The organism is Aeromonas sp. R10-2 (assembly GCF_040908445.1).
Lineage (GTDB): Bacteria > Pseudomonadota > Gammaproteobacteria > Enterobacterales > Aeromonadaceae > Aeromonas > Aeromonas veronii.
Genome location: NZ_JBFODS010000098.1, coordinates 50170 through 71387 on the forward strand (window position 1 = coordinate 50170; position 21218 = coordinate 71387).

Sequence of the window (21218 nt, forward strand, 5' to 3'; positions counted from 1 at the left end):
GCTCAGCGCATTTACCACATCAATTATCACGGAGGATACATGACATACAGGGTCAGCAACTTCATCAACGGCCAGCCGCAGGAGAGTCGCAGCGAGCGCCAGGGGGCCATCTTCAATCCCGCCTGCGGCAAGCAGCAGGGGAGTGTGGGGCTGTCGAGCGCCGCCGAGTGTCAGGAGGCGATCGCCATTGCCGAGCGCGCCTTTGCCGACTGGTCGCAAACTCCGCCGCTGGTGCGGGCCCGGGTCTTTTTCCGCTTCAAGGAGTTGATGGAGCAGCACAGGGACGAGCTTGCCCGGCTCATCAGTCGCGAACACGGCAAGGTCTTCTCCGATGCGCAGGGTGAGTTGACCCGCGGGCTGGAGGTAGTGGAGTTTGCCTGCGGCATTCCCCATCTGCTCAAGGGGGAGCACTCCCTCAACGTCGGCCGTGGGGTAGACAGCTACTCCATGATGCAGCCGGTGGGGGTTTGCGCCGGTATCACCCCGTTCAACTTCCCGGCCATGGTGCCGCTCTGGATGTTTCCGGTCGCCATCGCCTGCGGCAATACCTTTATTCTCAAACCCTCCGAGAAGGATCCCTCCCTCTCGTTGCGGATGGCCGAGCTGCTCAAGGAGGCCGGTCTGCCGGACGGCGTGCTCAACGTGGTGAACGGTGACAAGGAGGTGGTGGATGTGCTGCTGACCGATCCGCGGGTCGGAGCCGTGTCGTTTGTCGGTTCCACCCCCATCGCCCAGTACATCTATGCCACCGCCTCGGCCCACGGCAAGCGAGTGCAGGCGCTGGGCGGTGCCAAGAACCACATGGTGGTGATGCCGGATGCGGATCTCGATCAGGCGGTCTCTGCCCTGATGGGGGCTGCTTATGGGGCAGCGGGCGAGCGCTGCATGGCCATTTCTGTGGCGGTGGTGGTGGGTGACGAGACTGCCGATGCGCTGGTGGCCAAGCTGACGCCGCTGGTGGAAAAACTGCGGGTGGGCCCGGGGTTGGGCCAGAGCCCGGAGAACGAGATGGGGCCGCTCATCAGCAAGGAGCATCTGGCCAAGGTCCGCGGCTACGTGGATCAGGGGGTGACCGAGGGGGCTGTGCTGCGGGTCGATGGCCGCACGCTGAGCCACGATGAGGGTTACTTTATCGGGGGCTGCCTGTTTGACGAGGTGACCCCCGAGATGCGCATCTACCGCGAGGAGATCTTTGGCCCTGTGCTCTCCATCGTGCGGGTGCCTGACTACGAGACGGCGCTGCGCCTCATCAACGAGCACGAGTACGGCAACGGCACCGCCATCTTTACCTGTGACGGCGACACTGCGCGGGACTTCACGGCGCGGGTGCAGGTCGGTATGGTAGGGGTGAACGTTCCCATTCCGGTGCCGATGGCGTTTCACAGCTTTGGCGGCTGGAAGCGCTCCATCTTCGGGCCGCTCAACATGCACGGGCCGGACGGGGTTCGATTTTATACCCGGATGAAGACGGTGACGGCGCGCTGGCCCCAGAGCCTGCGCAGTGGTGCCGAGTTCTCCATGCCGACCATGAAGTGACGCGCTGGCGCGTGCTCATGGCCTAACCTCTTGCCCTCGCCGGTCAATGATTGGCGGGGGCGAACTCTGTAAAGGAACAACAGATGCGATTGGGAATTCTCGATTGTGACCGGCTCGATCCCGATCTGGCGGATCGTTTTGGCCCCGTTTACTCCGAGATGTTTATCAGGGGCTTTGCGGCCCTGGCCCCCGAACTGGAATTTCGGGTCTGGTCGGCTCTTGATGGGGAATTGCCGGAGGATCTGCACGAGTGCGATGCCTGGCTCATCACAGGCTCGCGCCACGATGCTTATAGCGATATTCCCTGGATTCAGGCACTGCGGGCGTGGATCCGTCAGGCGCACGATGCCGACGTCAAGTTGGCCGGTGTCTGCTTCGGTCATCAGGTGATCGCCCAGGCGCTGGGCGGCGAGGTGGTGAAGTCTACCAAGGGGTGGGGGCTGGGAGTGTCGGTGCACCCCATGCTGGCAGATGAGCCCTGGATGGCGCCGGCGCGGGATCAGATCCGCATTCTGGCCAGCCATCAGGATCAGGTGGCCCTGCTGCCGCCGGGGGCAACCCGGCTGGCGGGCAACGATTTTTGTCCCAACTTCATGTTTTTGCAGGGTGATCACATCGTCGCCATTCAGGGGCATCCGGAGTTCTCGGTGGAGTACAACCGGGCGCTGATCGAGCGGCGCCGCGGCCTGTTGCCCGACGAGCGCTACCAGAGCAGCCTCTCCTCGCTGGAGGGGGAGGTGGATTCGGCGACCATGATGCAGTGGCTGCTGCAGTTTCTGGGGATCCTGCCGCTGCGGGCTGGCGCGGCCTGAACCCGGTTTGTCAGCCACCCCTTCGGATGCTAGATTTTGTAGCAAAATGAAGGATCAAGCGCTGAGATGTCGGGATCGGATGGTACACTGGCCGCCCATGTGGCGGCCTGTTTGTCTGGCTTGATTGCCGTCCCGGCCTGAGCCAAACCTGTCTGAGCCAAACCAGTGTGAGAGTGTGACGCCTTGAAACTACAGCAATTGAAGTATTTGATCGCGATCCGGGACCACAACCTCAATGTGTCCGTGGCTTCCGATGCGCTCTTCACCAGTCAGCCGGGGGTCAGCAAGCAGATTGGCCTGCTGGAGAGCGAGCTGGGGGTGCGGATTTTCGAGCGCCGTGGCAAGCACCTGCACCGCATCACCCCGGTGGGGGAAGAGATCATCAAGTGTGCCGAGGCGATGCTCAACATCGAGAGCAAGATTAAGGCGATCTCCCGCGAGTATCTGGATCCGACCGTGGGCACCCTCAATATTCACACCACCCACACCATCGCCCGCTACCTGCTGCCCAAGTCGGTCACCTACTTCACCAAGAAGTATCCCAAGATCTCGTTCCACCTCCATCCGGTGATGTCGGCGAGCAAGGAGCAGATCAGCAAGGGTTACTCCGATTTCTCCATCGTTGCCCACGAGATTGGCTTCGACAAGGAGCTGATCGCGCTGCCCGCCTACCTTTGGACCCTCTCGCTGGTGGTGCCGCAGGATCACCCGCTGGCCAAGGTGAAGAAGCCGACCCTGGAGCAGCTCTGCCACTACCCGATCCTCAGCTACGAGAGTGGCGCCACTGGCCGACAGGTGCAGGACGAGGTGTTTCAGGCTGCGGGGCTGACCCCGAGTTACTACATGACGGTGATGGACGCCGGGGTGATCAAGCGCTACGTGGAGCTGGGCTTTGGCATCGGCATCATCTCCTCGCTGGTGGCCAACGACACCGACAGCCCTGGGCTGGTCTCCATCAATCTGGAGCACCTGTTCAAACCCTGTCCGGCGCAGATCTGTTTCAGCAAGAGCATCCTTCTGCAGAACTACATGTATGACTTCATCAGCTCCTTCTCGCCCCACCTCACCAAGGAGGTGATCCAGAGTGTGATGCAGCAGCCGAGTCAGGCGCGCATCGACGAGCTGCTGGCCGGGGTGGAGCTGCCCATCTATTGATCCCGATCGGATTCCCGATCGCTGCCGGTTGTCTCTTCTGTCAGGCTGGGCTCTACTCGGGGTTCAGCCTGTCTCTTTTGGGCTATCTCCATCGTCCGAGGTCTCTATGTCCCGCATTCTGCTGCTTGCCAATCTCAACTGTGATCATGTGCTCTCCCTCTCCGAACCGCTGGTAGCGGGGGCCCGGCTGCAATACGTGGATCAGGGACGCAGGCTGGGAGGCGGCGCGGCCAACACCGGCATCGGGCTGGTATGGGCGGGCCACGAGGTGACCATCGCTTCCCGTATCGGGCTGGACGAGACCGGCAACTGGCTGCTGGAGCAGGCGGCCGGTTACGGGCTGGATTGCAGCCATGTGGAGCGCTTTGGCGGCGAGACCGGCGAGCTGCTGATCCTGGTCGACTCCACTGGCGAGCGCACCATACTGCGCCGGCCGCGGCGTCCCGATCTGCCCGGCGATCTGCCGCTGGAGGGGATCGACTGCCTCTATGTGAACTATCCCGGCACCGCCATCATCAGCTACATGCGCCAGATGCTCGGCAAGAGCTTCGTGGTGGCCCAGTATCCCAAGGGCGGCCAAGCGCGCCGTCCCTGTCACGTGCTGGTGGCCTCCCGCTCCGATCTCGGCGAGGTGAGCGACCCTTGGCAACATGCCCGCCAGCTGGCGGGGGAGCAGCTCGAATGGCTGGTGCTGACCGAAGGAAAGGCGGGCGCAGTGGCCATCCACGGCGATGAGCAGATCCGGGTTGCCGCTCGGCCCGTCTCGGTGGTCGATACCACGGGGGCGGGGGATGCTTTCGCCGGCGGATTGATACACGGATTGGCACGGGGCATGGCCATCAAGGATGCGTTGCAGTGTGCGGTGGACTGGGGGGCGTTTGCCGTCGCCTCCGAGAGCTCCATCCCCTCGGTTGCCCTGAAAAACTGGCTGAAACAACCCCACTGAACCACCTCTTTGACGGTCGATTGAGGGGCGGTTTGCGGGCCATATGGCCGCTGGTCGAAGGGGCTTGGCGAGGGGGACTATTCGGTAGATTTACGCGCCATAAAGCGGGCAAACGCCGGGCTAACCCGGCAAGTTTGCGATCAATCAAAGAAAGTGTCGATTTATGTGCATCTTCATCGACACCCGGTTGTGCTGCTCTTAACCTGTCACTCCGCAACTCAGATTAAGAGACAGGCCCCCCTCTGGCAAACCAATGGGCAAACAGAGGCAAACCGGTTGTCTCCTGCCTCTTAGCTCAATGTTGTCGTCCTGATTCCTGGCTTGTAGTAAGAGGCAAGTGCGACCATGCAACTGACACGATTTACCGACTACGCCCTGCGTACCCTGACCTTCCTGGCGGTTCAGCCGGGGGATCGTCTGTCGACCATTACCGAAGTGGCCGATACCTTTGGCATCTCTCGCAACCACGTGGTCAAAATTGTGCACCAGCTTGGCATCAAGGGGTACATCGAGACGGTACGCGGCAAACATGGCGGTATCCGCCTCGGTCGATCGGCGGTCTCCATTAACCTGCGGGATGTGGTGATGGACATGGAGCATGTGCTCTGTCCGGTCGACTGCAAGCGAGAAAACTGCCGTCTCTCCGGCGGTTGCCGCATTCAGGGCATTCTGCGCCGCGCCATGAACGCCTTCCTCGAAGTGCTGGGTGAGTACACTCTGGCTGATGCGGTGCGCGATCCCAATCGTCTCTGCCACCTGCTGGGTATCGAGCAAGAGACTATTGTGACCATGGCCTGACGGGGTGTGGAATATCGAACAAGATGTGAAAGGGGCCTGATAGCCCCTTTTGCTTTTGTACGCGGGGGGTTTTTAGCGACTGCCTGGCTGGCGGATCAGGGTGATGGCGCCGTGCAGGCAGGCGAGGCCACAGGCACCGCAGCCATTGCAGGCATCCATATTGACGTTGATGCCGTCGGCCGTGGCCTTGATCGCCTGTTGCGGGCAGGCATCTTCACAGAGCAGGCAGTAGAAGCCCTGCCGAGCCTGACAGCTCTCCTCAATCTGCACCCGGGTCTGCACCTGACGACCCAGCTGCAGGTCGAGGGCGCCGGTGGGGCAGGCTCTGGCGCAGCTGCCGCAGTAGCTGCACTGGCCACAGGCGAGATCGAGTACCGGCGTACCGGCGATGGGGCTCCCCTCGTACTCCTCCTGGGTGGCCGGTTTGAGCAGACCGCGCGGGCAGGCCTTGAAACATTCGCCACAGCGGGTGCAGAGGGAGAGGTACTGGGACTCCTCGATGGCCCATGGCGGGCGCGCTTCATGGCAAACCACGGCGGGCTTGCGGGAAGCTTGCCAACCTTGTGTCAGCCAACGGAGGAAATAGTGAGTCATGCTCGCCTCTGATACCTATTAGGGGTTAATTTTATCGAAGTTTCGGGAAGCAGGCCAGAGAATAGCGGCCGTCAGGATCGCAAGCGCAGTTGCCCTTGTGTAAGCTAGGCGGGTCTTTTTACGTGGTTGAATGAAATCATATGTGGCTATTTCTCTGGCGTGCGTCCCTGCTCTATGTCTTTCCCCTGCTGATGTGGGCCTACTGCCGCATCAAGGATATCGAGTTCGCCGAGCTCGATACCGGCGTCAACACCCACAAGTGGGTGGTGCTGGCCGCCTACCTTATCTACGTGGTGCTCTGGATCCTGGTTAACCGCTATCTCGAACTCTTCCTGCGTCAGCGGAGCCGCAAATGATTGACTCCGGACTCTGGGGGATCTTGTTGCCCGCCGCCGTGCTGGCCCTCGGGCTTGGCTGGCTGATCGGGCGGCGTACCGCCACGGCGCAGGCTCAGGAGCTGATGCTGGCGCAGGAGCGGCATCAAGCGTTGCAGGATCGCTTCGACGAGTTGCAGGATGAGCGGATGCAGGGCCAGCAGAAGCTGGATCAGCAGCAGACCCTGCTGATCAAGCTCACCGCCCGCCTCAAGGATGCGGAAGCGACCCTGCGCAGCGAACGGTTGGCCGCCGCCGAGAAGCTGCAACTGCAACAGGAGGCGGAGCAGCGCCTCAGCCAGCAGTTCGAGAATCTCGCCAACCGGATCTTCGAGCAAAACTCCGGTAACTTCCGCGAATTGAACCAGAACAGCCTCGATCTGCTGCTCACACCGCTCAAGGAGCAGCTCGAGGGTTTTCGCCGTCAGGTGGGGGAGACCCACGCCCAGGAGACGGCCCAGCGCCACAGTCTCAAGTTCGAGCTGGAGCGCCTCGCCGAGCTCAATGCCCGCATGACCGAGGAGGCGGCAGCGCTAACCCGCGCCCTCAAGGGTGACAGCAAGCAGCAGGGCAACTGGGGTGAAGTGGTGCTGGCGCGGATCCTCAGCGAATGCGGCTTGCGCGAGGGCCACGAGTACCACACCCAGGTCAATATCGAGGTGGAGAAGGGCAAGCGCTACCAGCCAGATGTCATCGTCCACCTGCCGCAGGAGAAGGACATCATCATCGACGCCAAGGTGTCGCTGACCGCCTACGAACGCTGGTATAACGCCGGGGACGAGCTGGAGAAGGCGGTGGCGCTCAAGGAGCATGTCGCCTCGGTGCGCAACCATATCCGCGAGCTGGGCCGCAAGGATTACCAGCAGTTGCCTGGTGTGCGTACCCTCGACTATGTGCTGATGTTCGTAGCGGTGGAGCCTGCCTTCCTCACTGCGATGGAAGCCGATCCCTCGCTGGTGCGTTACGGCCTCGACAACAACATCCTGCTGGTGAGCCCCACCAACTTGATGGTGGCGCTGCGCACCATCGAGAACCTGTGGCGCTACGAGCGGCAGAACCAGAATGCCCGCCAGATTGCCGAACGGGCCGGTCGCCTCTACGAAAAGCTGCGGCTGTTTGTCGAGGAGATGCAGCAGATGGGCGGCAGCCTGCACAAGGCGCAGGAGAGCTACGACAAGGCAATGGGACGGCTGGTCAACGGCCGTGGCAACCTGATTGCCCAGGTCGAGCGTTTCCGCGAGCTGGGGGTGGAGGTGACCAAGAGCCTGCCAGAGCCGCTGGTGGAGCGGGCACTGGAGCGTGACAAGGAGCAGGAGTAGTTTTCCCCTGCACCGACATCAGCAAAAGGCCCAAACCCGGTTTGGGCCTTTTGCTATCTGCCAGCTGGCCGAATGCTTACCCATCATCAGAAATCCGCAAAGCAAACGGCCCACCGAAGTGGGCCGTTTTTATTTGTACTGCCGGTGTGGATCAGCGGCTGGCGGCGCGGGCGCTCAGCTCGGCTTTCTCGCTATCGCTCAGGAAGGCCAGGGTCAGGCCGTTCTGCTGGGCGGTGCGGATCTCGCTGGCGGTCATACCAGCAGCCGGAGCGGCCACCTCATATTCGTGGGGCAGGTCGATCCCTTCCACCGCCGGGTCATCGGTGTTGAGGCAGGCCAGCACACCGGCGGCAAGGAACTGGCGGATCGGGTGCTCGGTCAGGCTCGCTACCGTGGTGGTCTGGACGTTGGAGGTGAGACAGGATTCGATGCCGATGCGGTGCTCGGCCAGATAGGCCATCAGGGCCGGATCCTGAATCGCTTTGACGCCGTGGCCGATGCGCTCGGCGCCCAGCTCGCGAATGGCCTGCCACATGCTCTCGGGGCCAGCGGCTTCACCGGCGTGTACGGTGACGCGCATGCCTGCATCACGCACCTTGCGGAAGTGGTCGACAAAGAGTTCGCCCGGGAAGCCCAGCTCGTCACCGGCCAGATCGATGGCGACCAGCTTGTCGCGGTGAGCCAGACAGGCGGCCAGCTCCTGATTGCACTGCTCGGTGCCGAAGGTGCGGCTCATGATGCCGATCAGGTTGGTCTTGATACCGAAATCGCGGCTGCCCGCTGCCACGCCGTCGATGATGGCTTCCACCACGCCCTGCGGGTGCAGCTTGTGGGCCATTGCCATATAGGCCGGGCTGAAGCGCAGCTCGGCATAGTCGATACCGGCGCGCAGCAGATCTTCCACGTTCTCGTAGGCGACCCGGCGGCAGGCGTCATAGTCAGCCAGCACGGCCACGCCCCAATCCAGCTTCTTCAAAAAGGCAACCAGACTCGGCTCGTTCTCGACGATCTGCACGTGGGGACGCAGCGCTTCCAGCTCGAAGGCGGGCAGCTGGATATTGTGTTGGCGACCCAGCTCGAGGATGGTTTGCGGGCGGATGTTGCCGTCCAGATGGCGGTGCAGGTCGGTCAGGGGGATAGATCTGTCAATCATGGGGGCGCCCTCGCCGAGTCAGGTTTGAAAGCCTGCCATTCTAGGCGGGGCTTTCAAAAAAGATACCCCGTTTATGGTTAAACGGGGTTCTGGCAGGCGGTGATTTGTCAGGGCGTGATGGGAATCGTTTTTCCCCGGGACTCAGGAGAGATCGAGTTCCTTCAGCTTGCGGGTGAGGGTGTTGCGACCCCAACCGAGCAGGCGGGCGGCCTCCTGCTTGTGGCCGTGAGTGTGTTCCAGCGCGGTTTCCAGCATGATCCGCTCGAACTGGGGCATGGCATCGGCCAGGATGTCTGTCTCTCCCAGCGCCAGCTTGCTGGCCACCCACTCTTGCAATTGCTGTTGCCAGCAACCGGGCATCGCCGGTTGGCCCGGTTCGGCGTTGTGGGTGATGGGGGTGAGCAGCTCGGCAGGCAGGTCGCCGACCAGCACTTCTTGCCCCGAGGCCATCACGGTGAGCCAGCGGCAGACGTTCTCCAGCTGGCGCACGTTACCCGGCCAGGGCAGGCGGCTGATATAGGCCTGGGTATCGGGGTGCAGGCTCTTGGCCTCGACGTTCAGCTCTTTGGCTGCGCGCAGCAGGAAGTGACGGGCCAGCTGGGGGATATCCTCACGGCGCTCCTTGAGGGCGGGGATGTGGATGCGGATGACGTTGAGACGGTGGAACAGGTCTTCCCGAAACTCGCCATCGGCGACCCGTTTCTCCAGATTCTGGTGGGTGGCTGCGATGATCCGTACATCCACCTGCACCGGCTGGTGGCCGCCGACCCGGTAGAACTGGCCATCGGCCAAGACCCGCAGCAGCCGGGTCTGCACATCCAGCGGCATGTCACCGATCTCGTCGAGAAACAGGGTGCCGCCGTCGGCCTGCTCGAAGCGGCCGTGGCGGATGTTGTTGGCGCCGGTGAAAGCCCCCTTCTCGTGACCGAACAGCTCCGATTCGATGAGATCTTTCGGAATGGCAGCCATGTTGAGGGCGATAAAGTTCTTGTGGGCGCGCGGGCTGTGCTTGTGCAGGGCGTGGGCGACCAGCTCCTTGCCGGTACCGCTTTGACCGTTGATCAGCACCGAGATGCTGGAGCGTGACAGGCGACCGATGGCGCGGAACACCTCCTGCATCGCCGGTGCTTCACCGATGATCTCGGGAGTGGCGGTGGTCTCTTGCTGACGAGACTTGCGCTTGGTGCGCTGCTCCTTGAGGTGATTCTCTGCGCGGCGCACCAGGGTAACCGCTTCGTCGATGTCGAACGGTTTGGGCAGGTACTCGAAGGCGCCTCGCTGGTAGGCGTTGACCGCGCTGTCGAGATCCGAGTGGGCGGTCATGATGATGATGGGCAGATCGGCCTGACGGCGATGGATCTGCTCAAGCAGGCTCAGGCCGTCGATGCCGGGCATCCGGATATCGGAGAGGATCACATCGGGCGAGCGCAGCTCAAGGGCGTGCAGCAGGGCTTCGCCATCGGCAAAGCTCTCGCAGTTGAAGCCTTCGCTGCCGAGAGTGCGCTCCAGCACCCAGCGGATAGAACTGTCGTCATCGACGATCCACACTTTGGCGGTCATGGGGTTCCCTTACTTGCGAAGCGGTAGAAAAATGGTGAATTCGGTGTGACCTGGCCAGCTGATGCAGTCAATCCGCCCCTTGTGCTGGTCGATCAGGTTCTGGGCGATGGAGAGGCCGAGCCCGGTTCCCCCCTCCTTGCCGGTGATCATGGGGTAGAACAGGGTGTCGCGAATGGCATCGGGAATGCCGGGGCCGTTGTCGATGATCTTGATCTCCGCTGCCAGCCGGTAACGCTGGCCGTGGATGGTGATCTGGAACGCGGTGCGGGTTTTGATACGGATAAGCCCGGTTTGATCGCCGAGCGCTTCGGCGGCATTGCGCACTATGTTGAGAAACGCCTGCTGCAGCTGATCCGGCTCCATCTCGAATTCGGGGATGCTGGGATCGTAATCCCGCTCGATGCGAACAGAGGGAGGGAGTTCGAGCTCCACCAGTCGGCGTACCTGCTCCAGCACCGAATGGACATTGTGCATCTGGTGACGGCCGGGGCGCTGGGGGCCTAGCAGCCGATCAACCAGTACCCGCAGCCTGTCAGCCTGTTCGATGATGATGCCGGTATATTCGCGCAGCGCCGGATCCGGCAGCTCTTTTTGCAGTAGCTGTGCCGCGCCGCGCAGGCCGCCGAGGGGATTCTTGATTTCGTGGGCCAGCCCGCGCACCAGTTCCTTGGCCGCCAGCTGTTGGGCATGTTGCTGCTGCTCCTGACTGATCTTCTTCTGCTGGTCGATCTTGCGCAGCTCCACCACCAGCAGACGCTGTTCGTGGTCGGCCATCGGGGTGGCGCTCAGCTCCACCAGTCGCGGTTCTCCCTCTACCACCAGAGTCACTTCGCTATCGGTAAAGCCTTGCCCTGACACGAGGCACTGCTTGAGCCGCTGCAAATCGAGGGAGATATGTTCCAGCAGATGGGGCAGTTCGATGCCGATCAGCCTACGTTCACTGAGGGAGAGCAGCTGTTCAGCCGCCGGGTTGACGAACTGGATGCAGAGCCGCTCATCCATCAGGATTACGGCTGTCAGCAAATTATCCAAGAGTGTTTTGGCGTTGTCCGAGCGGGTTGGCACAGGTTTCTCCCTAAAACGGTGCTACACACCTGTTATGCACCGATATGGTGCATAGAGTTTACCCGCATCGGTGCGCTATATCACCCCTAGTCGGCTTTGGGGGTGGGTTTGGGAGCCGGCGTCACGCTCGCTCTATGCAGGTAAAAGGTGACTGCACTGGATTTAGCAAGGATCGTACCGTCTTTAGCGAGCAGCTCGAGCTGAGCCTCGTGGGCGCCGCGATCGACGTTTTCGACGCGGACAGAGAGGCTGTTGCTGACGATGGGGGCGGCTTTGCCATCCAGGGTCAGGCGCACATCATACTGGGTCGGAGGTTTGGGGCTGATGGTGCCCTGAAAGACGATGTTGCCTGTGTTGTCGCGCAGGGTGCTGCCCTGTTCCGGGGAGAGCAGTTCGATGGTCAGCTTGGCCGCCTCTTTCTCTTTCTTGGCATCGGCGCCGGTCAGGCTGTTGAAGTTATCCACCTGCACCGATCTGGGCGCGCTGCTGCCCAGCAGCGGGGCGACCCGCAGATCGACCTCTTTGGCGTTTTTGCCGGGTGGTGGCGCATCCGAGTAGTGGGTGATGCCATTGCCATCGACCCAGGAGTAGACCTTGGCCGCGTCCGCACCGAACGAGGTCAGCAACAGGAGGCCGAGCACCCCTATGCCATGCTTGTTGTTCATCCATCTCTCCTTGACGGTATTTTGCTTAATCCTATCAGAGAAAAAACCCGCCAGATGGCGGGTTTTGTCACGATTAAGCAAGCTGACCAGATTTAAACGGCCAGTCTGCTGAGACTTAGACGGAGTAGTACAGTTCGAACTCCAGCGGGTGCGGGGTCATGCGCACACGGTCAACATCCTGCTGTTTCAGTTCCAGATAGGAGTTGATGAAGTCATCGCTGAACACGCCGCCACGGGTCAGGAACTCGCGGTCAGCATCCAGAGCGGCCAGGGCTTCGTCCAGAGAACCGGCAACGGTCGGTACTTCTGCAGCCTCTTCCGGCGGCAAATCGTACAAGTTCTTGTCCATGGCATCGCCCGGATGGATCTTGTTGATGATACCGTCCAGACCGGCCATCAGCTGGGCAGCAAAGGCCAGGTACGGGTTGGCAGCCGGATCCGGGAAGCGCACTTCGATACGACGGGCTTTCGGGCTCGGTACCACCGGGATACGGATGGAGGCAGAGCGGTTGCGGGCAGAGTAGGCCAGCATGACCGGTGCTTCATAACCCGGAACCAGACGCTTGTAAGAGTTGGTGGTCGGGTTGGCGAAGGCGTTGATGGCCTTGGCGTGCTTGATGATACCGCCGATGTAGTGCAGAGCCATCTCGGACAGTCCGCCGTACAGGTCACCAGCGAACAGGTTGACGCCGTTCTTGGCCAGAGACTGGTGGCAGTGCATGCCAGAGCCGTTGTCACCGAACATGGGTTTCGGCATGAAGGTGACGGTCTTGTTGTAGGCGTGAGCCACGTTGTGGATCACGTACTTCAGTACCTGTACTTCGTCAGCTTTCAGCGTAAGAGTGTTGAAGCGGGTAGCGATTTCGTTCTGACCGGCAGTAGCCACTTCGTGGTGGTGAGCTTCAACGACCTGGCCCATCTCTTCCAGCACCAGACACATGGCGGCGCGGATATCCTGGGAGGAGTCGACCGGTGCAACCGGGAAGTAACCGCCTTTCACGAACGGACGGTGACCCTTGTTGCCATGTTCATAGGCAGTGCCGGAGTTCCATGCGGCTTCTTCAGATTCGATTTTCACGAAGCTGTGGCCCATGGTGTTGGAGAAGGTGATGTTGTCGAACATGAAAAATTCCGGCTCCGGCCCGAACAGCACGGTGTCAGCGATGCCGCTGGACTTCAGGAAATCTTCTGCACGTTTGGCGATGGAGCGCGGATCGCGGTCGTAGCCCTGCATGGTGGCAGGCTCCAGCACGTCACAAACGATGTTCAGGGTGGTCTCTTCGGTGAACGGGTCCAGCTTGGCGGAGGCTGCGTCCGGCATCAGTACCATGTCGGATTCGTTGATGCCCTTCCAGCCGCCGATGGAGGAACCATCGAACATCTTGCCGTCTTCGAAGAAATCTTCATCAACCTGGTGAGCAGGGATGGATACATGCTGCTCTTTACCCTTGGTGTCGGTAAAGCGCAGATCAACAAACTTGACTTCGTGTTCCTGGATCAGGGCCAAAACGTTCTGGGCTGACATGCTAAGTAACCTCCGGTGTTAAAACTCTCTGGGTGAATGCGTCGTCGTATTCACATAAGCCAGTATCGTGCCAAGTTTGTGACAGCTTGATTTCAGGGCAATCTCGCTGAAGAGGCTCCCCAAAATCAGGCGATCTCGACTCGCGTTGCATCAATTTAGTGCGATGGTGGATCGTTTTGGTGCACTGTAATGGTGCGCGAAATACGGTCACCGCCCATCTAAGCAGGGTTTGTCAGAGAGGTCTATGATCCAGATCTGTTGTTATGCGCGAATGTACTGCAATTCTGCTAGGCAGATCACAAAGGCAAGAGTACAATTAGCGCCCAATTTTACCCGGTGATTGAGGCGAGAATGTTAGAGAATTTACGCAATATTGCGATTATTGCGCACGTTGACCACGGCAAAACGACTCTGGTTGATAAGCTGCTGCAGCAGTCCGGCACCCTGGACCGCTCCACGGAAGGCCAGGAACGGATCATGGACTCCAATGATCTGGAACGGGAACGTGGCATCACCATTCTCGCCAAGAACACTGCGATCCGCTGGAATGACTACCGCATCAACATCGTTGATACCCCGGGTCACGCCGACTTCGGTGGTGAAGTAGAGCGCGTACTGTCCATGGTTGACTCCGTGCTGCTGCTGGTTGACGCCGTTGACGGCCCGATGCCGCAAACCCGTTTCGTGACCCAGAAAGCGTTCGCTCAGGGTCTGAAGCCGATCGTGGTCATCAACAAGGTTGACCGTCCGGGTGCTCGTCCTGACTGGGTAATGGATCAGGTATTCGACCTGTTCGACAACCTGGGCGCGACTGATGAACAGCTGGATTTCAAAGTTGTTTACGCCTCTGCACTGAACGGTTGGGCCACCATGGATCAGGACGTTGAGTCCGAGAACATGGAGCCGCTGTTCCAGGCCATCGTCGACAACGTGGAAGCCCCGAAAGCTGACACCGAAGGCGCGTTCCAGATGCAGATCTCCCAGCTGGACTACAACTCCTACGTGGGCGTTATCGGTATCGGCCGTATCACCCGTGGTCGCGTCAAGACCAACCAGCAAGTCACCATCGTTGGTGCCGACGGCAAGACCCGTAACGGTAAAGTCGGTCAGGTGTTGGGTTACCTGGGTCTGTCCCGTACTGAAGTTACCGACGCGCAAGCGGGTGACATCATCGCTATCACCGGTCTGGGCGAGCTGAAAATCTCCGACACCATCTGTGATAACGGTGCCGTTGAAGCCCTGCCGCCGCTCTCCGTTGACGAGCCGACCGTGAACATGACCTTCCAGGTCAACACCTCACCGTTCGCCGGTAAAGAGGGCAAGTTCGTGACCTCCCGTAACATTCTGGAGCGTCTGAACCAGGAGCTGGTCCACAACGTGGCCCTGCGCGTGGAAGAGACTGATGATCCGGACAAGTTCCGTGTATCCGGTCGTGGTGAGCTGCACCTCTCCATCCTGATCGAAAACATGCGTCGCGAAGGTTACGAACTGGCTGTGTCCCGTCCGGAAGTAATCCTGCGTACCGTTGATGGCGTTCTGCAAGAACCGTTCGAAACCGTAACTGTGGACGTTGAAGAAGCGCACCAGGGTTCCGTGATGGAGCAACTGGGTCTGCGTAAGGGCGAAATGACCAACATGACTCCGGATGGCAAGGGTCGTGTCCGTCTGGACTTCATGATCCCGAGCCGTGGCCTGATCGGCTTCCAGACCGAGTTCATGACCATGACTTCCGGTACTGGTCTGCTCTACCACACCTTCGACCACTACGGTCCGCACAAGGGTGGCAGCATCGGCGAGCGTCAGAACGGCGTGCTGATCTCCAACGCAACCGGTAAGGCTCTGACCTACGCCCTGTTCGGTCTGCAAGACCGTGGTCGTCTGTTCATCGGTCACGCGACCGAGGTGTACGAAGGCCAGGTGATCGGTATTCACTCCCGTTCCAACGACCTGACTGTTAACTGCCTGAAAGGCAAGCAGCTGACCAACATGCGTGCCTCCGGTACCGACGAAGCTCAAGTGCTGACTCCGCCGATCCGCATGACTCTGGAACAGGCACTCGAGTTCATCGATAACGACGAACTGGTAGAAGTGACTCCGAAGAACATCCGTATCCGCAAGAAATTGCTGACCGAGCTGGATCGCAAGCGCTCTGGCCGTGGTTAATGCCGTGTGCTGAGTCTCGGCAGCCTTCGTAGCTGCTGACGGTTCACTGATAAACGGACCCAAACCTCTGGTTTGGGTCCGTTTTTTTATGTCTGTGATCCGCTCTGGCCATCCTGATGAGCTCGTTCAGGCCATCCGGTAATGGGGCTGATGAGCGTTGAGTGAAGGTCGTGGGGATGGGTGAGATAAGAAAGCCGCAGCGGGTGGCCGCTGCGGCTTTTTGCTGGCTTGCAGTAAGGGGTTACTGGCGCCAGAAGGAGGGGAAGAAGAGCACGGCGACCGTCAGGATCTCCAGTCGTCCCAGCAGCATGCCGAATGACAACAGCCATTTGGCCGATTCCGGCAGGCTGGCAAAGTTGGTGCTGGGGCCGACCACTGGGCCCATGCCCGGGCCAACGTTGGCAACGGCGGTGATGGAGCTGGATATGGCTGTCAGGGGGTCAAGCCCGATGGCGCCCAGCAGTGCGGCTATCACCAGAATGATGGCGAAGTAGGCCAGTACGAAGGAGATCATCGAGCGGATGATGGCGTCATTGACCGTCCGGCCGTTGTACTTCTGGGGGAAGACGGCAGAAGGGTGCATCAGCTGGCGCATCTGCTTTCTGAACAGGGCAAACGCCACCTGTATCCGGAAGATCTTGAGGCCGCCCGCAGTGGAGCCTGAGCAGGCCCCAAGAGCCAGCAGCACGATGAAGACGATGCTGGCGAGCGGCCCCCAGGTGCCGAAGTCACCAAGGCCGTAGCCGGTGGTGGTGAGCACCGAGACGATGTTGAAGCAGCTGATGCGCAGGGCATCCCAGAAGCCGAACAGGTCTCTCTCCCACAGATAGAAGGTCATGATGACGGTGACCCACACCACCAGCCAGAAGAAGCCGCGCACCTGGGCATCCTTGAACAGGCTGTAGTCCCTGTGGTTGAGGCTTTGCACATAGAGTAGGAAGGGCAGGCCGCCGAGGAACATGAACAGGGTGCCAATCCAGTGTGCCGAGTTGGAGAAGTGGGACATGGATTGATCGGAGGTGGAGTAGCCGCCGGTACTGAGAGTTGTCATGGCGTGGTTGATCGCCTCGAACATGTTCATGCCGCTGGCCCAGTAGGCCATGAAACAGAGCATGGAGAGCACCAGATAGACCACGACGATGTTGTTGGCGACTGTCTTGGCACGCGGGGCGCTTTTGTCCGACCAGTCCGAGCTCTCGGTCTGGAACAGCTTCATGCCGCCGACGTTGAGGTAGGGCAGCACGGCAACCGCCATCACGATAAAGCCGACTCCGCCCAGCCACTGCAGGATGGAACGCCACAACAGGATGCTGTGGGCCATGTTGTCGAGGCCGGAGAGCACGGTAGAGCCCGTGGTGGTCACCCCCGACATAGTCTCGAAGTAGGCGTCGGTGAAGTTGATGTGGGTGATGAAAACAAACGGCAGGGCGCCGAAGGCGCAGGCAACCACCCAGACCGAGGTGGTGAGCAGGAACATCTCCCGCACCCCCAGATGAAACTCCGCCTTGCGGCCGTAGTGGAGGCAGAGCAGGGCGGCGCCGTGGGTGATCAGCACGGACTTGAGAAACTCGACAAATCCCTCTGACCCGGTGAGCAGTGCCAGCAAGGTGGGTAGCCACATGAAGAGCGCCAGCTTGGAGAGCACCAGCCCGAGGGTGAAGATAATGGGACGCAGCTTGATCATGTTCGATAACCTGGTCGTTGATTAACAAAAGACCCGGACCATCCCCTTGGGGTAGCTGAGCCGGGTCTGGTTTGACAGCCTGTGCGCATGAAGACGTTACAGGAAGAAGGGGCTTGGCTGGAACAGCCGCTCCACTTCCGGGATGTACTTCTTGTCCACCAGGAACATGACGACATGGTCATCCTGCTGGATCTTGGTGCGATCGTGGGCGATCAGCACTTCATCCCCGCGCACCACGGCACCGATAGTAGTGCCCGGCGGCAGCTTGAGCTCGCCTACCGTCTTGCCGACCACCTTGGAGGTGTTCTCGTCACCGTGGGCAATCGCCTCGATCGCCTCGGCAGCACCGCGGCGCAAGCTGTAGACGTTGGCGATATCTGCCCGGCGCACGTGGGTAAGCAGGGCCGAGATGGTGGCCTGCTGCGGCGAGATGGCGATATCGATAGAGCCACCCTGCACCAGATCCACGTAGGCGCCGCGCTGGATCAGCACCATGGTCTTCTTGGCGCCCATCTTCTTGGCGAGCAGCGCCGACATGATGTTGGCCTCGTCCTCGTTGGTCACGGCGATGAAGACATCGATCTGGTCGATGTGTTCCTCGGCCAGCAGCTCCTGATCCGCCGCATCGCCGCAGAAGACGATGGTGTTCTCCAGCAGTTCGGAGAGCTGCTCCGCCCGCTTCTGGTTGCGCTCGATAAGCTTGACGCTGTAACGCTTCTCCAGCTGACGGGCGAGGCCTGCGCCAATGTTGCCGCCACCGACGATCATGATGCGGCGGTAGGGGCTCTCGAGGCGCTGCAGTTCAGACATCACGGCACGGATATGGCCCGCGGCGGCGACGAAGAAGACCTCGTCATCCGCTTCGATGATGGTGGTGCCTTGCGGACGGATCGGGCGGCCCTGACGGAAGATGGCCGCTACCCGGGTCTCGATGTTCGGCATGTGTTCGCGCAGGGTGGAGAGAGCATTGCCCACCAGCGGGCCACCGTAGTAGGCCTTGACCGCCACCAGACCGACGCGGCCACCTGCAAAATCAACCACTTGCAGAGCTCCCGGGTATTCGATCAGGCGACGCACATAGTCGGTCACCAGCTGCTCCGGCGCGATCAGGTGATCCACCGGCACCGATTCTGGCAGGAACAGGCGATCCCGCTCGGTCAGATAGGCCGGCGAGCGGATCCGCGCGACCTTGTTCGGGGTGTTGAACAGGGAGTAGGCCACCTGACAGGCGATCATGTTGGTCTCGTCACTGTTGGTGACGGCGACCAGCATGTCTGCATCCTGAGCCCCCGCTTCGCGCAGCACCTTGGGGTGGGCGCCATGACCGTTGACCACCCGCAGGTCAAACTTGTCCTGCAGTTCGCGCAGGCGTTCGCTGTCGGTGTCGACGATGGTGATGTCGTTGTTCTCCCCGGCCAGGTTCTCGGCCAGGGTGCCGCCGACCTGGCCGGCTCCCAAAATGATGATCTTCATAGGGAACGTTTACTCACGTTGATGCTGTAAAGGGGGGCGCCAGAACGGATCTGGCGGCTCTCCCGAATGAGGTTGGTCATGCTCGGCTCAGAGCTTGACCAGTTTGGCGTAGTAGAAGCCATCCATCTCGGCTTCACCCGGCAGGAACTGGCGACCCGGGCAGTCCGGGGTATCCTGTTCGTGCAACGGTACCAATTTGGCATCTTTGGTCGCGGCAAGGAAGGTGCGGATCTGTTCGCGGTTCTCTTCTGGCAATACGGAGCAGGTGGCGTAGAGCAGGGTGCCGCCGCTCTTCAGCTTGCCCCAGAGGGCGCTCAGAATACGGCGTTGCAGCTCGGCCAGCTCGCGAATGTCCTGATCCCGGCGCAGCCACTTGATGTCTGGGTGGCGACGAATGACGCCGGTGGCGGAGCAGGGGGCATCCAGCAGGATGCGGTCAAACTGACCCTCCGGCCACCACTGTTCCGGCGCCGCAGCATCGCCATGGATCACCTTGGCCGTCAGGCCGATGCGGTCCAGGTTCTCCTGCACTCGCTTGAGGCGGTTTTCGTCGGCATCGACGGCAACCACGCCAGCCAGCCTGGGCTGACGCTCCAGCAGGTGGGCAGTCTTGCCGCCGGGGGCTGCGCAGGCATCCAGCACCCACTCGCCCGGTTGCGGGTCGAGCAGGGCGGCAGCCTGTTGTGCTGCACCATCCTGTACCGAGCAGTCACCCACTTCGAAGCCGGGCAGCTTGGTCACATCACAAGGACGCTCCAGCAGTATGCAATCCTCACCCTCTTCACCGGCCACGGCATTGATGCCGGCTTCGGCCATGCGAGCCAGCATGGCATCGCGGCTCTGGCGCTGGCTGTTGTTGCGGATCCACATGGGGGGGCGCTGGTTGTTCGCCTCCATGATGAATTCCCACTCATCGTGATAGGCCTGACGCAGGCGCTTGGTGAGCCACTCCGGATGACCGAGGCGAATGCTGGGAACGCGGTCGATGCGCAGCAGAATGACTTCGGCGCTGCGCTGGAAGTTGCGCAGCACGCCGTTGATGAGGCCACGCAGGGAGGTGCCCTTGAGCAGTTTGACGGCGTTGACGGTCTCGGCCACCGCGGCGTGAGCCGGAATGCGGGTGTAGATGAGCTGATAGAGACCGACCAGGATGAGGTAGTGGAAAATGCGGCTCTTGTTTTTGAGCGGCTTGTCCATCATCTCGTTGACTGCCGCATCGAGGCGGGGCAGCCAGCGCAGGGTGCCGTAGCAGAGTTCTTGCAGGAGAGCGCGATCGCGAGGTGCAACCTTCTCCTGGGCAGCAGGCAGAACAGCGGAGAGGGATTGACCCTGATCCAGCACCTGTTGAATAACGAGAGCGGCCTGTGCACGTGTTTTCATAGAGTTACCTTAGATGCGCAAGTCGGGGCCTGGGCCCCGCTTGTGTCAATTCAATCCAGTTCAATTCAATTGCGTGCCGGGTTCAAACCAGTCGCGGCGAGAGTTGAGCAGATCCGAAACGGACATCGCCTTCTTGCCGGGCGGTTGCAGGGTCAGCAGGCGCAGTACCCCTTTGCCGGTAGCGATATCGATCCCCTGCTTGTCGGCCTTGAGCAGGGTGCCGGCGGGTTGGCCGTGGTCACTGTCAATGACGGCGGCTTGCCATACCTTGACGGTCTGGTCAGCCACTTCAAACCAGCTGATGGGCCAGGGGTTGAACGAGCGGATGCAGCGTTCGATGGCAGCAGCCTCCATCGACCAGTCGATACGGGCCTCTTCCTTGGAGAGCTTTTCGGCGTAGTTGGCCAGCGCATCATCTTGCGCTTCGGCAGCGGTTTCACCGGCGGCCATGGCATTGATGGTGTCGACCAGTGCCTGCGGGCCCAGCTCGGCCAGCTTGTCATAGAGGCTGGCGGAGGTCTCGTCGGCGGTGATGGGGCAGCTTACCTTGCGGATCATGGCGCCGGTATCCAGTCCCACATCCATCTGCATGATGGTGACGCCGGTTTCGGCATCGCCCGCCCAGATAGAGCGCTGGATCGGTGCGGCACCGCGCCAGCGGGGCAGCAGGGAGCCATGGACGTTGATGCAGCCCAGCCGCGGGGTATCGAGTACCACCTTGGGCAGGATCAGGCCATAGGCAACCACCACCATCAGGTCGGCACCCAGTGCAGCAAGCTCGGCTTGCGCCTCTTCCTTGCGCAGAGAGGCAGGTTGGTAAACCGGCAGGTTGTGGGCCAGTGCCAGCTCTTTGACCGGGCTGGCGGTGAGCTTCTGGCCACGGCCAGCGGGCTTGTCAGGCTGGGTATAAACGGCAACGACCTCGTGGTCGGAAGACAACAACGCCGCCAGATGACGGGCGGCGAAGTCGGGAGTACCGGCAAAAATCAGTTTCAGCTTATTCAATGGGGCAGATC

At 60.9% G+C, this 21218-nt stretch carries 18 protein-coding genes; 8 read left to right on the forward strand and 10 right to left on the reverse strand.

The genetic code is table 11. The features are described 5' to 3' along the window. The first annotated feature begins 39 nt into the window (after positions 1–39). The 5 genes from AB5Y97_RS19145 to AB5Y97_RS19165 all read left to right on the forward strand — a co-directional run bounded on the left by AB5Y97_RS19145 (position 40) and on the right by AB5Y97_RS19165 (position 5247). On the forward strand, positions 40–1536 hold the full coding sequence (locus tag AB5Y97_RS19145; protein ID WP_368158785.1) for a CoA-acylating methylmalonate-semialdehyde dehydrogenase: 1497 nt from the start codon (positions 40–42) through the stop codon (positions 1534–1536). Positions 1537–1619: 83 nt separating this feature from the next. Beyond that, entirely contained in the window at positions 1620–2348 is a 729-nt protein-coding gene (locus AB5Y97_RS19150; protein ID WP_005357481.1) for a glutamine amidotransferase, read from the forward strand. A gap of 183 nt (positions 2349–2531) precedes the next feature. Then, a complete protein-coding gene (locus AB5Y97_RS19155; RefSeq protein WP_005339651.1) occupies positions 2532–3503 on the forward strand; it encodes a LysR substrate-binding domain-containing protein in 972 nt (323 codons plus the stop codon). A 106-nt stretch (positions 3504–3609) separates the two neighbouring features. Then, entirely contained in the window at positions 3610–4449 is an 840-nt protein-coding gene (locus AB5Y97_RS19160) for a PfkB family carbohydrate kinase (protein WP_201947318.1), read from the forward strand. A gap of 345 nt (positions 4450–4794) precedes the next feature. Beyond that, positions 4795–5247 carry an Rrf2 family transcriptional regulator gene (locus tag AB5Y97_RS19165; RefSeq protein WP_005339654.1) on the forward strand — a complete coding sequence of 151 codons (453 nt, stop codon included), beginning with the start codon at positions 4795–4797 and terminating at the stop codon, positions 5245–5247. A 72-nt stretch (positions 5248–5319) separates the two neighbouring features. Here the strand turns inward: AB5Y97_RS19165 and AB5Y97_RS19170 are convergent, their stop codons facing one another. Beyond that, entirely contained in the window at positions 5320–5841 is a 522-nt protein-coding gene (locus tag AB5Y97_RS19170; RefSeq protein ID WP_005339657.1) for a ferredoxin-type protein NapF, read from the reverse strand. A gap of 140 nt (positions 5842–5981) precedes the next feature. On the opposite strand from AB5Y97_RS19170, the gene AB5Y97_RS19175 reads away from it, so the two are divergent. Further along, positions 5982–6197 carry a hypothetical protein gene (locus AB5Y97_RS19175; protein ID WP_005339659.1) on the forward strand — a complete coding sequence of 72 codons (216 nt, stop codon included), beginning with the start codon at positions 5982–5984 and terminating at the stop codon, positions 6195–6197. Continuing rightward, the gene (gene rmuC / locus AB5Y97_RS19180; RefSeq protein ID WP_201947319.1) at positions 6194–7534 is read left to right on the forward strand and encodes a DNA recombination protein RmuC; all 1341 of its coding nucleotides are present in this window, start codon (positions 6194–6196) and stop codon (positions 7532–7534) included. Before AB5Y97_RS19175 ends, rmuC begins: the two co-directional genes overlap by 4 nt. Positions 7535–7685: 151 nt before the next feature. Here rmuC and add read toward each other — a convergent pair whose 3' ends face one another. The 5 genes from add to glnA all read right to left on the reverse strand — a co-directional run bounded on the left by add (position 7686) and on the right by glnA (position 13502). After that, the gene (gene add / locus AB5Y97_RS19185) at positions 7686–8687 is read right to left on the reverse strand and encodes an adenosine deaminase (RefSeq protein WP_139461799.1); all 1002 of its coding nucleotides are present in this window, start codon (positions 8685–8687) and stop codon (positions 7686–7688) included. Positions 8688–8828: 141 nt separating this feature from the next. Further along, the gene (gene glnG, locus AB5Y97_RS19190; protein ID WP_139438200.1) at positions 8829–10247 is read right to left on the reverse strand and encodes a nitrogen regulation protein NR(I); all 1419 of its coding nucleotides are present in this window, start codon (positions 10245–10247) and stop codon (positions 8829–8831) included. A 9-nt stretch (positions 10248–10256) separates the two neighbouring features. Then, positions 10257–11312: a nitrogen regulation protein NR(II) gene (glnL, locus tag AB5Y97_RS19195; RefSeq protein ID WP_005356202.1), complete on the reverse strand. Its 1056-nt coding sequence runs from the start codon at positions 11310–11312 to the stop codon at positions 10257–10259. Between the two features lie 86 nt (positions 11313–11398). After that, on the reverse strand, positions 11399–11977 hold the full coding sequence (locus AB5Y97_RS19200; protein ID WP_069527009.1) for a DUF4124 domain-containing protein: 579 nt from the start codon (positions 11975–11977) through the stop codon (positions 11399–11401). A gap of 115 nt (positions 11978–12092) precedes the next feature. Beyond that, positions 12093–13502: a glutamate--ammonia ligase gene (glnA, locus tag AB5Y97_RS19205; RefSeq protein WP_005339672.1), complete on the reverse strand. Its 1410-nt coding sequence runs from the start codon at positions 13500–13502 to the stop codon at positions 12093–12095. A 351-nt stretch (positions 13503–13853) separates the two neighbouring features. Between glnA and typA the strand changes: the two genes are divergently transcribed. After that, positions 13854–15665, forward strand: coding sequence for a translational GTPase TypA (typA, locus tag AB5Y97_RS19210; protein WP_201947321.1), 1812 nt, complete (start codon positions 13854–13856; stop codon positions 15663–15665). A 241-nt stretch (positions 15666–15906) separates the two neighbouring features. Here the strand turns inward: typA and AB5Y97_RS19215 are convergent, their stop codons facing one another. The 4 genes from AB5Y97_RS19215 to fmt all read right to left on the reverse strand — a co-directional run bounded on the left by AB5Y97_RS19215 (position 15907) and on the right by fmt (position 21207). After that, on the reverse strand, positions 15907–17349 hold the full coding sequence (locus AB5Y97_RS19215; RefSeq protein WP_201947322.1) for a TrkH family potassium uptake protein: 1443 nt from the start codon (positions 17347–17349) through the stop codon (positions 15907–15909). Positions 17350–17445: 96 nt separating this feature from the next. After that, positions 17446–18822 (reverse strand): Trk system potassium transporter TrkA, encoded by a 1377-nt coding sequence (gene trkA / locus AB5Y97_RS19220; protein WP_005339689.1) that lies wholly within the window; start codon positions 18820–18822, stop codon positions 17446–17448. Positions 18823–18909: 87 nt separating this feature from the next. After that, complete coding sequence (gene rsmB, locus AB5Y97_RS19225; RefSeq protein ID WP_201947326.1) at positions 18910–20202, reverse strand: 16S rRNA (cytosine(967)-C(5))-methyltransferase RsmB; 1293 nt, start codon at positions 20200–20202, stop codon at positions 18910–18912. A gap of 60 nt (positions 20203–20262) precedes the next feature. Beyond that, on the reverse strand, positions 20263–21207 hold the full coding sequence (gene fmt / locus AB5Y97_RS19230) for a methionyl-tRNA formyltransferase (RefSeq protein ID WP_201947328.1): 945 nt from the start codon (positions 21205–21207) through the stop codon (positions 20263–20265). Positions 21208–21218 lie beyond the last annotated feature (11 nt).